Source organism: Ruegeria sp. ABV3_008 (genome assembly GCF_056161185.1).
Window position 1 is genome coordinate 112,070 of record NZ_JBSWYP010000001.1, and the last position, 12,546, is coordinate 124,615.

Consider the following 12,546-nt stretch of genomic DNA (forward strand, 5'->3'; position numbering starts at 1 on the left):
GCTATGATTGATCTTGTTTTTTTGGGCGACGTCCTTGCCGGAACCGCCCGATTGGGTACGCCAATTGCTTTTGCTGCCCTTGGCGGGGTGATCGCGGAACGTGGCGGGCTATACAACATCGGCCTCGAAGGTCAGATCCTCGCCGGAGCGCTTGGCGCTGCTGCTGGTTCTTTCGCAACGGGCTCCGCCGTGATCGGGCTCGGATGCGGGATCATTTTCGGCCTGATCTCTGGCCTGCTGCTTGGGTATATGTCGATCCGGCTGCGCATCAACCAGTTGGTTGGCGGTATCGCGCTCAACCTGCTGCTGGCCGGACTCACAGCTTTTCTGTCCCGTCAGATATTCGGGGCTCAGGCCGGAGGGGCGCGGGTAAACGGGTTCTCGCAGATCGATATTCCCTTCTTGTCAGATCTTCCCGTCGTTGGCCCGTCCCTGTTTTCCCAGGATCCGCTGTTCTACCTATTGATCGGATTGGCAATAGCAGCCTGGTTCTGGCTGATGAAATCCCACAAGGGTCTGGACCTGCGCGCCGTTGGCGAAAACCCGAAGGCCGCGGACTTGGCCGGGGTTCCTGTCTTTCGCATGCAATATCTCGCAATTGCAGTCAGCGGAACCCTCGCGGCGCTGGCCGGGGTGCACCTGGTCTTATCGCAAGTCTATGTGTTTGCGGAAGGCATGAGCGCGGGCAAGGGCTTCATCGCGCTTGCGGCAATCATCTTGGGACGTTGGTCGCCCATTGGCGCGATCTGCGCGGCGCTTTTCTTCGGCTTCTGTGATGCGGTGCAGTTCAAACTTCAATTCACCTCGCCAGAGATTCCCTATCAGCTCTTCCTGATCTTGCCTTACCTCGCATCGCTCATCGCTCTCGTGGTCCTCAGCGCCAAGGCCAGCGCACCTGCAAGCGTCGGACTGCCCTACGACCGGGAGCATCGATAAATCTCAGCCGTGACGTGAGAAACCATCGTTTTTCACGTCGCGATCCTCCCGTCACCCTGACAACACATATCCAATATGGGAGAACAACAATGCAATTGAAGTCCAAACTATTGGCGGGGCTTGCGGCACTGATGTTGGTCGGGCCTGCGGCCGCTGAGGGGATCGAACGCGCTGCGATCGTTATGCCCGGATCGATTTCTGATAATGGCTGGAACCAAGCCGGATTCGAAGGTCTTACTAAGGCAGGTGAAGCGCTCGGCTTTGAAGCCGCATTTTCCGAAAGTGTGCATCAGCCGGAACAAATCGAAGTTCTGAGTGACTACGCACGCCGGGGGTATGACCTTGTGATCGGTCACGGCGGAGAATTCCAGGACGCAGTGGAACGTGTCGCAGCACGCTTCCCGGAAACCATGTTCATGGTGAACAACGGGCTGGGCACCAAAGACAACATTGCCAACGCGGATTTCTATTTCAGCCAAATCGCTTATCTGATGGGCTACGTCGCGGGCTCCATGTCAGACACAGGCACCATTGGCATAATCGCAGCGCAACATTTCAAATTCACGACCGACACCGTTGCTGGCTATGAAGCAGGGGCCAAAGCGGCCAATCCGGACGTCAGAGTTCTGGTAACCTGGACCGGCGACTGGGATGACATCGCCAAGGGCAAAGAAGCTGCCTTGAACCAAATTTCCCAAGGCGCCGATGTCGTCTGGCCGACAATGGACAGCGCGACGCTGGGCTCTATGCAGGCCGTTCAGGAAAAAGGTGTCTATGGCATCGGCATTTATCGTGATGCGATCAACGAATGGCCGGAAATCCTGCAGTCCGCTATTTTGGATGTCCGAGGCAACATGCGGTTCTACCTGGAACTGGCAGCTGCTGGAAAACTGGAAGGTGCACTCTACCGGGCGGATATGGGCAATGAACTGGCCATGCGGATCGGGTCGTTCCACCCAGATATCCCGGTAGACGTTGTGGATGAAGTCAACAAGCTGATCGACGCCATGAAGTCAGGCACTTTGGTTGTAAATCCACAATAATGCATCCCTAATAGTCGCTCCTCCTTTCACTCTCGCCTCCAAGTCTGGGGGCATTTTTTTTTGTCAGAGAAATCAATGATTGAAGCCTTTCGCTTGTACCGCGTGGGACTGTGTTTCCCCCGATTTCGTCGGAGTCGCTGTGCTTTCTATTGATGGTTTTTAGTTCTGCAATGTCCGAAAACAAACAACTCCAGGACTGCCCAAGATCCAACCATGCAAAACGCTCAATCAACACCGTCCTTGCAAAATCTGTGACCAGACATTCCTGCGCATTGCAGCATCGGTAGAACTGGGCTCGGTGCAGCCCTTGCGTCCCGACTCCACAGGCGACCGCTTCCCAACACCGAATGTCCCCGTTTCCGGCTATCGCACTGACAGGGATGAAGTACCTAACCGGCACCAACGGCGGCTTCCGGTGCTCTGGCCAAGCCCGCCCCGCTGCGTCGCCGCAAGGCAGCTCTGAGCCCAACTTGCTCCTTCATCGGGCTGCAGCGAAGGACTTCTTATGGTCTGGCGAAGCTGCCAGCAGAATGCCAGATCGTTACTTCAGTGCCTCATCGATTGCTGCCGCGCAGTGGACGAGTGTCGTGTCGAATACCGGAACCGGTACGTTACTTTGATTGAGCAGCATGCCAACTTCGGTACACCCAAGGATGAGACAATCCGCGCCGGCATCACGGAGGCGGCTCGCAATACGTACATATTGAGCTTCGCTGCTTGGTGTCGTGATGTCTTTGCAGAGCTCTTCATAAATTATGCGATGCGTTTCTGCTCGGTCAGCTTCGTTTGGCAAGACCGGCTCAAGAGCAGCATCGCGCAAACGCCCCGTGTAAAAGTCTTGCTCCATTGTGAATGCAGTTGCCATGAGGCCAGGGCGCCTTAGCCCAGCATTTCTAATTGCCTTTGCGGTCGCGTCAGCAATGTGAAGCAGAGGTATGCCGACACCGGACATCATCTGCTCGACGAGCTTATGCATCGTGTTCGTCGCAAGGATCAGGATGTCGGCACCGCCGCGCTCAAGACCTTTGGCCTCTTTATTCAGAACTTCACCGGCACGTGCCCAGTCGCCGCGCGCTTGAAGCACTTCTATCTCGGCGAAATCCAGTGAGCGAATGAGCAACTGAGGTGAATGCAATCCGCCAAAACGCTCACGGGTAAGCCTGCAAAGTTCAGCATAGTAGAGTTGCGTCGATGCGGCGGACATGCCGCCAAGTATACCAATCGTTTTCACGCCCGCCTCGCTGCAAATGAATAGATGTTGATAAGTAAGTACTCGAATGCGGACATCAGTTGAAGGTCGGCTCCGTCCGCTCGCCGTTTGTCGAGGCCGGTTGCAGCGAAGGGGAGGTTTCCGATCCGCGAGATTTCGGCGCTTTGAATGACCGGTTCGACGACTTGGGCTGCGTCGCGGCGAAAGAACTGCCGCGCACGCCAAGCAATGCTGCGTCAGCGAAAGCCGCGATTGCAAAAGTCGGGATTGTCCGCGACTCGGACATAGCCTCATTTTTTGCCACCGTCCGCTCCTGCACAAAGCAGTCTTTCGAGGTACGTGTTTCGAAAATTTCGGCGTCAACGTCGGCTAAGCGTATCTTTTCAGTCACCTGACAGAAACGCTCAGATGACCGAGTCGAGCCCAAAGGCGACGTCGTTTTCTACTGCAACATCAGCCGGAATGGGCGGGAAGCGGAAGTTCGCTGCAGATGCGAGCTTAGTGAGGGGGGCAGCTTTGACCGGGCATTGCTCGTGACGCTGCCCTCGATTCGATCGCGATCAAATAGTGGCCGATGTTGCGAGGTCGCCCACTCACTATCGAAGTTACGATCGGGATTAACGCCCAAAAGAAACTTGCAAAAACGTTCAGCAATTCCGCGCTTCTTGAATAACTATTTCAAAAACTGTGAACGACTTTTCGCGTTCTCGACCAAGGGTATTTGCAGTTGATTTAAGGAGCCCGAAATCACTCATTGAGTTCTCAACAAGTTGGTTCCTACTTGGGTTTCCATTTTCCCTCCCAGCCGCTCACGAGGGCCCCTTGGACGATATAGCGACCGAACCAATTTTGCAGGACTGTGAATGCTATTGATTTTGGCGCGTCGCGACCAGTCTTGGTAGCTGAAAGGTTGCTCATTTGTTGAGTTCGCGCCAATCAGATCACGTCGAGATTTTGTTATAAATTTGTCAAAAATATGACTCACGCCTTTCAAAAACCAATGAGAGGGTCTGGCGCATTGTCGTCTGGCAACTCGATTGTTCCACCCAGAACACAGTTCCGTTCCTGGCTTTGAAAGGCACTAAAATGAATGCTTTGATCAGTGAATTCCAACCCAACCCAACTGGTTCCGACCCTGCAACTCAGACGATTGAACTCTTTGGTCCTGCGGGGCAGAGTTTTTCGGCATGGTTGTTGAGCATCGAAAGCGATCAGGGCGGATCGGCGGGTACCGTAGATCGCGCATTCCAGATCAGTGGAACATTCGACGCATCTGGAATTCTGACGGTAGAGGTTCCGGATCTGGAAAACCCAAGCTTCACCTACGTTCTGGTGGATGAGTTCACAGGGTCAGTCGGCGACGATTTTGACACGGACAATGACGGCGTTCTGGATATCGATCCTGCATTGTTGGGCATCACCGAGGTTTATGATGCGATCGGGATTCCTGACTCAGAGGCGGACGAAAATTTTGTTTACGGCGCGCAATTGGGTGGCGTCGATTTCAGCTTCACCGGTGCGGAGCCAGCGCGCGTTTTCCGCAGCGGATCGGAAGGGGACCTCTACGCTGTAAATGTGATTGGCGATGCCGAAGTAATTGATACAAATGGCAATGCGATCAGCGTAAGCGAATTTACCGAAAACCCGGCGGATGCCACCAACTTTGGCGAGGTGAATGCGTCTTTTGTTGCACCTGCCACCGCGTTCACACTGGAACTGCTGCACTTTACAGATCAGGAAGCAAACGCTGCCACTATCGACAATATAGACAACCTGTCTGCTGTTCTGAACGCGCTGCGGGCCGAGGATCTGGGCAGTGACGGTCTGCCTGACAACACCCTCACGCTGTCAGCAGGAGATGCCATCATCCCCGGCCTGTTTTTCGACGCTTCCGAGTCTGTTTTTGGCTCGCAAGGTATCGCAGATATTCAGATTCAGAACGAGTTGGGCGTTCAAGCCATTGCTCTGGGCAATCACGAGTTCGATCTTGGCACTGGTCTGTTGGCCGGTCTTATCGATGGTTCCGCAACGGGTGATTTTTCGGCGTTGACAACCGGTACCGCGTTGGACGGGCAAGATTTCACTGGCGCGGCCTTCCCGTACCTTTCGGCGAACCTCGACTTCTCAACCGATGCCAACCTGGCACCGCTGGAGACTGCCGGCGGACAGGACGCTGCGACATTGAACAACGTGGTGACGTCGTCAGTGGTGTCGGATGTAAACGGTGAACTCATCGGTATTGTTGGTGCAACAGTTCCAACGATCCGCTCGATTTCCAGCCCCGGTGCTGATCTGGGTATCTCTCCAGAGTGGGCGAGCGGCACACCGACAAGCGAAGAACTGGATGCGCTCGCCGCTATTCTGCAGGCCGAGGTAGACCAGTTGCTGGCCGACAACCCGGACATGAACAAGGTCGTGCTTCTGTCGCACATGCAGCAGATCTCGATCGAGCAAGAGCTGGCGTCGCGGCTTGAGAATGTCGACATCATCGTTGCGGGCGGTTCGAACACCCGCCTGTTTGACAACAATGACCGCATCCGCGACGGGGACAGCGATCAAGGCCAGTACCCGCTGTTCATCGAAAACGCCGGCGGCACCACGACTGCGGTCGTCAATACCGACGGCAACTACAAATATGTTGGGCGTCTCGTCATCGACTTTGACGAAGATGGCAACCTGATCCCGACCAGCTATGACGAGGAGGTCTCGGGTGCATATGCAACCGACGATCAGGGCGTCGCAGATCTTGGTGCCGAAGGGTTGGTTGATCCGGAAATCGATGCCATCACAGACGCGATTCAGTCGCAGATCGTCGCAACCGAGAGCAACGTATTCGGTGTGTCGAACGTGTTCCTGAACGGCAACCGCTCGGGCACCTTTGCAGCGGACGATCCGGATGGGGTGCGCACACAGGAAACCAACCTCGGCAACCTGACGGCGGACGCAAATCTGGAATACGCTCAGGGTTTCGATGACACCGTGGTCATATCGATCAAGAATGGTGGCGGCATCCGAGCAAACATTGGTGAGATTGTTGTTCCGGCCGGTGGCACCGAAGCCGTTCGCCAACCGAACTCGGCCGTGTTGGACGAAAACGGGGTTGAGGTGAAGCCCGAAGGCGGCATCAGCCAGAACGACATTGCGACCACGCTGGCGTTCAACAACGGGCTTACTTTATTGGATATGACCCGGCAGGAATTGAAGGACTTCCTGGAAGGCTCTGTCTCGGCGCTGCCAACTGGCGCCTCGGGCGGCTTCCCTCAGCTTTCCGGCTTGCGGTTCTCGTTTGACGAGACACAGACGGCCCAAACCTATGATGTTGATGGGAACATTCTGGTCGCTGGTGAACGGGTGATCAACGCAGGCATCTTTGACGAGGATGGTGAACTGATCGCCGAGATCGTGCGCGACGGAGAGGTTGTCGGCGACGGCAACGAAACGTTCCGCGTCGTGACGCTGAACTTCCTTGCCAACGCGGGCGACGAAATCCTGTCGAACCTGTCCAACCCGAACCGAGTGGACCTGATCGATCTGGACGGTGACGGAGTTGACGACGACCTCTTCACAGGCGATGCAACCTTTGCGGCGGATGGTAGCGAACAGGACGCATTGGCTGAGTATCTGGATAACAACTTCCCAAACGCAGAGAACGCGTTTGATCAGGCTGATGTTGGCCCAGAAGGCGATCTGAGGATCCAGAACCTGAGCTTCACTGAAGATACAGTCTTCGGCGACACGCCCGAACCAGAACCCGCTCCAGAGGCGACTGGCGATGTGATCTTTGAGCAGGTCGCAATCTTCCAGGGCGAAGGCGAAGAACCCGGTGACGGCGATGGCGCCGCGGAATCTGTGGCACACGAGGGAGGCAAGCTTTATGTCACGAACGGCGCTCAGGATCGCATCGACATCTTCACCATACCCGACACGGCTGGCGCAGACCCAGAGCCTGCGGATGCAATCGATCTGAGCGGCTTGGATGGCTATGACGGCGTACAGTCGGTCGCGGTAAAGAATGGCGTTGTTGCTGTCGCGATCTCGCGCGCTCCGGTCGAAACGTCGGTCTTTGGTGGCACAGCAGTGTTGTCGCAGGCAGGTTTTGTCGCTCTGTTTGATGCGGAAACTCTGGAGCTGCTGTCGACAATTGATGTGGGCAATCTGCCGGATCAACTGACCTTCAACGAAGACGGGACACAGTTGCTGGTTGCCGGTGAAGGTGAGAAGAACGACGACAGCGATAACGATGACAACCCACCGGGTACAGTCGCTGTCATTGACACCACAGACCCGACCGCGCCAAGCGCTGAAATTCTGGACTTCGCACAGTTCAACGGCCTCGAGGACCTGGCCCGCAACGCTGGTATCCGTATTCAAGATGGCGTCAGCTTTGCCGAAGATGTCGAGCCGGAATATATCGCGATCAGCCCCGATGGCACCATGGCATTTGTCTCGCTGCAGGAAAACAATGCCATCGCCAAGATCGATCTGGCTACTAACGCGATTGTCGATGTCTTCTCGCTGGGAACCGTTGATTTCAGTGGTGAAAGCGCTCTGGACGCGGATGACAATGGTGAGATCAACATCACCAATTTCGACAATCTGGTCGGCTTCCGCATGGCGGATGCGATCACCTCGTTCGAAGTGAATGGCCAGACCTTCATCGCTACGGCAAACGAGGGCGACAGCCGGGACTTTGATGAAGATCGCGTCGGTGATCTGGCCGACGCCGGCTTGATCGACCCAAATGTCGACATCACCGGGTTGGAGCGTTTGGAGGTTTCGACCACCGACGGGGATACGGATGGCGACGGCGATATAGACGTGCTGCACACCTTCTCGTCACGGTCCTTCTCGATCTTCGATGCGGATGGCAATCTGGTCTTTGACTCGGGGGCCCAATTCGAACAGATCATCGCCGATTTGGCGCCAGAAAGGTTTAACGACGATGACGGTGACGATGGCGAGGATCGCTCGGACGCCAAAGGCCCGGAACCAGAAGCCATCGCGGTGGGTGAAGTAGGTGGTCGCCTCTATGCCTTCATCGGGTTGGAGCGGGACAGCGGCATCATGCTCTATGACATCTCGGAGCCGGAAAACGCGTTCTTCGTGAACTATATTCCGCCGCTTCATGTCGACAACGCAGCCGAAGGGGAACCCGCACTGCATTCGCCCGAAGTCATCGCCTTCATCTCGGAAGAGGAAAGCGGCACAGGCAATGCGCAAATCGCGGTTTCCTACGAAGTGTCCGGTACCACGGCGGTCTACGATCTGACTTCGATCAACCCGATCGTCACGATCCCTGAAATTCAGGGCGAAGGCCACATCTCGGAATACGAAGGCCGTACTGTCACTACCACGGGTATCGTCACAGCGGTGGACACCAACGGCTATTACCTGCAGGACGCCGAGGGTGACGGCAACGACGCCACATCAGATGGTATCTTCATCTTCACCAACTCAGCCCCGACCGTTCTGGTGGGCGATGAGGTTACCGTATCGGGCGATGTGTCCGAGTTCATTCCGGGCGGCGCGGGAACCGGAAACCTGTCGATCACTCAGATCAGCGCCAACACCGAAGAGGTCCTGTCCTCAGGCAACACGGTGGACGCTCTGGTTTTGGGTGCAAATGGCCGTCCGATCCCAACCGATGTCGTGATCTCGCCGGATGAAACGCCGGTCAATTTGCAAGACGAACCGGGTGAGTTCAACCCTGAGACCGACGGCATCGACTTCTACGAAAGCCTCGAAGGGATGCTGGTCACCGTGGACAACCCGGTCGCCATCTCGGCCACCAACCGCTTTGGGGAGAGCTGGGTTGTCGCGGATGATGGCGCCAATACAACGCCAGGTCTGAATGACCGGGGTGGTCTGAACCTCAATGCCGACGCAGATGGTCTGGGCGATCTCAACCCGGAACGGATCCAGATCCAATATGACAGCGGATTGCTGCCTGAAGGCTTCACCGGTCCCGAGTTGAATGTCGGCGACGACCTCAGCAACGTGACCGGTGTAGTTGGCTACGGCTTCGGCAACTACGAGATCAACGTGACCGAAGCGTTCACTGTCGAACAACCGACTTCGAATGTGGCAGAAGTCACCGAGATCGCCGGGTCAAAGACCGAGCTGACCGTTGCGACCTATAACGTCCTCAATGTCACCTCGAATGAGGCTGACGGTGACGCGGATCAGATTGCTCAATTGGCACAGCAGATCGTCAACAATTTGGGTAGTCCCGACATTCTTGCGCTGCAGGAAATTCAGGACAACTCGGGTGTGACGAATGACGGTACTTTGGACGCAGACGAAACTCTGCAGGCCATCGTTGATGCCATCGCGGCAGCGGGTGGACCGGTCTATAGCTTCCAAAGCGCCGTTGTGGATGAAGACGGTGAAAACGGCGGCGTACCGGGCGGCAATATCCGCAACGCGTTCCTCTACAATGAAGAGCGGGTTGAGGCGAACTCCTTCCTGACACTGGAAAGCAACGTGCTAACGGATATGGGGGTCACCAATCCCGATGCGTTCGAAGGTTCACGCGATCCGCTGCTGGGTGTGTTCACCTTCAACGGTCAGGAAATCACGCTGATCAACAATCACTTCTCGTCGCGCTTCGGGTCCGAGCCGGTGTTCGGTGGACCGCAGCCCTTCAATCAGGGCGGTGAAGATGAGCGTGAGGCGCAAGCCCTGACGATCAACGAAGTGGTGGATGGTCTGCTGGCCAATGACCCGGATGCGAACATCGCGGTTCTGGGCGACCTGAACACCTTCGATTTCACTGACGAGTTGACCGAAGATCTACCAGGTGTCGGGGATGAGCAGGTTCTTACCAACCTAATTGAACTGTCTGAAGGGGACGAGGCTTATAGCTTCAACTTCCAAGGCAACTCTCAGGCGTTGGACCATATCTTCGTCACCGACAGTCTGCTGGAAGGCGCGAATGTCGACTTTGTGCACGTGAATGTGGACTTTGCGGACGCAGCTTCAGATCACGAGCCGATTGTCGCCAGCTTCACGCTGGAAGCCCCGGCCGAGGATCAGTTCCTAATCGGTACACGCAAGAAAGACACGCTGGAAGGCGATGCGGGTGATGACATCATCCTGGGCCTGAAGGGGCGTGATCTTCTGATCGGCAATGACGGGGATGACTTCATCTTCGGCGGCCGCGGCAGAGATGTGATCAAAGGGGGCGGAGATGATGACTCGCTCTTTGGTGGTCTTGGCCGTGACACGATCTTCGGCGGCGAAGGCGATGACCTGATCGATGGCGGGCGCGGCAGGGACAAGCTGGAGGGCGGTGAAGGAGATGATGTCTTTGTCAATGTCGATGCCGGCGACGTCTTCCACTTCTACGGCGACTTCGGAAATGACGAGGTCTACGGCGACTCGGTAGAGGTGGAACAGTTTATCTTTGCCAAGGTGAACAGCGATGACATCGCAATCGAAGAGGTCGACGGTGCGCGCATCGTGACTGTCAGCGGTGATGAGACCTTTGGTACCGTTACAGTCTTCGACGGCGAGTGCGAAGACAACTGCCTGATGTTTGTCTAATATCACGGTGGGGCCGGTAGCTTCAAAGCTCCGGCCCTGTCACTTTCATACAAGGCCCAAGTTGCAGCAAGCTAAGAGTGACCGGGCCAGCGAGACTGAGTTTTTCGTTGCGATCACGTGCATCATCCTAACCCCTTTCAGAACACGGCAATTCCAAGTAACGTTCCCGAATTGTTACGTTCTGAAGGGGGTAGGCATGAAGAAAGTGCTTTACATTGCCGAGACAGATGGCCGCGGAACAATCGAGTGTGTTTGGGTGTCACGTCCAGCAGATCGATACCCAACCTTGTATAACCCTGCCCGCCATCGGTTTGACCCGGCAGACCCGGCTGAGTTTTCCGGTTCAACGAAATCGGCAATCTCGTCGTGGTTGGTGGCCTACCAATCAGAAAGGGAATGACGCGGCGCTGAACAAGCTGCTTTTGCCAGGGCAAACCCCGGCCAGTTAGTGCGCTGTCACTCTCAGTTTGTCCCTTGACGCTGATCTGCGGACACATTAGCGGCTGTTTCCTTTGCAATACATGTCGGAGACCTAAGCCATGGCCCCAGTCAGCCCTTGGATTGGTATCGATTTTGGTACCTCGAACTCCGCTGTTGCCTATCTTGATGTGAATGCACCCCGATTGGTTCAATTCGATGATTTGGCGACAACAATACCCACCACGTTTTTCTTCGATTTTGATACGCGCGAAACCTTGATTGGGGAACCGGCCAATCGCGCATTGCTGGAAGGGTTGGAGGGGCGCTTTATGCGTGGGCTCAAACGGGTTCTGGGCACCACTTTGATGCATGAAAAACGTCAGATTTTGAACCAAAGGCTGACATTCGTCGAGATCATTGGGTCCTTTTTGCGCAACCTGAAGGACCGTGCCGAGGCTGAGCGCGGCGGGCCGTGCACACATGTCGTATCAGGGCGCCCAGTGGTTTTTCACGGCTTAGACGACCCGCGCGAAGCGCAAGCCGAAGCCGACCTGCTCTCATGCTATGAGGCAGCCGGTTTCACCGAAGTTCTGTTTTGCCCTGAACCAGCCGCCGCCGCTATCGCAACGGGTGGGGTGAGCCATGGTAGCACAACCGGTCTGGTCGTGGATATCGGGGGCGGGACCTCGGACTTTTCCGTTTTTAAATCTGGGACTTCAGGTGTTGAAATTCTGGCCAATCATGGTGTGCGGATCGGTGGCACGGATTTCGACCGGGCCATCAGTATCGATCAGGTGATGCCCGTTCTGGGCAAGGGTTCGAGGATTAAAGATGTTTTTGGCAACCGTGTTTCTCCAACGCCCAATGCGATCTTCAATGACCTTGCGACCTGGGAAATGATCCCGTTTCTCTACACCGCGCAGAACCGGCGCATGGTCGCTGAAATGCAAAAACTGACAGATTCTCCCCAGCGGCTATCCCGGCTCGCCTCGGTTCTGGAACACGAATTGGGCCACGAACTGGCCTTTGCGGTCGAGCGTGGGAAGATCGCTGTGAACACAGGCGTGAAAAGGCCAGAAATCCAGCTGGAAATGTTGGAAAGCAAGTTGTCTGTACCGTTGAACAGTATCTTGGTTGCGCACAGTCTTGCGGCCCATGCGGCGCTTCTTCACGAAGGAGCGCTTGCGGTGCTGCGTAAGGCTGATCTGGCGCCTGAGCAAATCGACCGTGTCGTCTACGTCGGCGGCTCCAGCCTGATGGCCATTGTGCCTGAGACGATGCGTAGCGTATTCCCGACGGCTGTGCATTCTTTTGCCTCAGTGTTTACCGCAGTAGCCGAAGGGCTGGCCGTCGTGGCTGATCGAGAAGTTAGATAATCTCTGCCCTACGCCA

6 protein-coding genes are annotated in these 12,546 nt (G+C 55.8%); 4 read left to right on the forward strand and 2 right to left on the reverse strand.

Features of this window, described 5'->3' with window-relative positions; translation table 11 throughout:
* Positions 1 to 3 precede the first annotated feature (3 nt).
* Both ACXAH8_RS00590 and ACXAH8_RS00595 read left to right on the forward strand, forming a co-directional pair.
* Positions 4 to 936 carry an ABC transporter permease gene (locus tag ACXAH8_RS00590; RefSeq protein WP_475215247.1) on the forward strand — a complete coding sequence of 311 codons (933 nt, stop codon included), beginning with the start codon at positions 4 to 6 and terminating at the stop codon, positions 934 to 936.
* A gap of 89 nt (positions 937 to 1,025) precedes the next feature.
* Complete coding sequence (locus tag ACXAH8_RS00595; RefSeq protein ID WP_475215250.1) at positions 1,026 to 1,979, forward strand: BMP family protein; 954 nt, start codon at positions 1,026 to 1,028, stop codon at positions 1,977 to 1,979.
* 541 nt (positions 1,980 to 2,520) lie between these two features.
* On the opposite strand, the gene ACXAH8_RS00600 is transcribed toward ACXAH8_RS00595, so the two are convergent.
* Positions 2,521 to 3,210, reverse strand: coding sequence for an aspartate/glutamate racemase family protein (locus ACXAH8_RS00600; protein ID WP_475215251.1), 690 nt, complete (start codon positions 3,208 to 3,210; stop codon positions 2,521 to 2,523).
* Positions 3,211 to 3,265: 55 nt separating this feature from the next.
* A complete protein-coding gene (locus ACXAH8_RS00605; RefSeq protein ID WP_475215252.1) occupies positions 3,266 to 3,493 on the reverse strand; it encodes a hypothetical protein in 228 nt (75 codons plus the stop codon).
* A 782-nt stretch (positions 3,494 to 4,275) separates the two neighbouring features.
* Here ACXAH8_RS00605 and ACXAH8_RS00610 point away from each other — a divergent pair.
* Both ACXAH8_RS00610 and ACXAH8_RS00615 read left to right on the forward strand, forming a co-directional pair.
* Complete coding sequence (locus ACXAH8_RS00610) at positions 4,276 to 10,734, forward strand: choice-of-anchor I family protein (protein WP_475215255.1); 6,459 nt, start codon at positions 4,276 to 4,278, stop codon at positions 10,732 to 10,734.
* 539 nt (positions 10,735 to 11,273) lie between these two features.
* A complete protein-coding gene (locus ACXAH8_RS00615; RefSeq protein ID WP_475215257.1) occupies positions 11,274 to 12,530 on the forward strand; it encodes an Hsp70 family protein in 1,257 nt (418 codons plus the stop codon).
* Positions 12,531 to 12,546: the final 16 nt, after the last annotated feature.

Excerpts from the sequence above, each read along its gene's own strand:
- ACXAH8_RS00590 (WP_475215247.1), top strand. The coding sequence starts at position 4 with ATGATTGATCTTGTTTTTTTGGGCGACGTCCTTGCCGGAACCGCCCGA.
- ACXAH8_RS00615 (WP_475215257.1), top strand. The coding sequence starts at position 11,274 with ATGGCCCCAGTCAGCCCTTGGATTGGTATCGATTTTGGTACCTCGAAC.
- ACXAH8_RS00610 (WP_475215255.1), top strand. The coding sequence starts at position 4,276 with ATGAATGCTTTGATCAGTGAATTCCAACCCAACCCAACTGGTTCCGAC.
- ACXAH8_RS00595 (WP_475215250.1), top strand. The coding sequence starts at position 1,026 with ATGCAATTGAAGTCCAAACTATTGGCGGGGCTTGCGGCACTGATGTTG.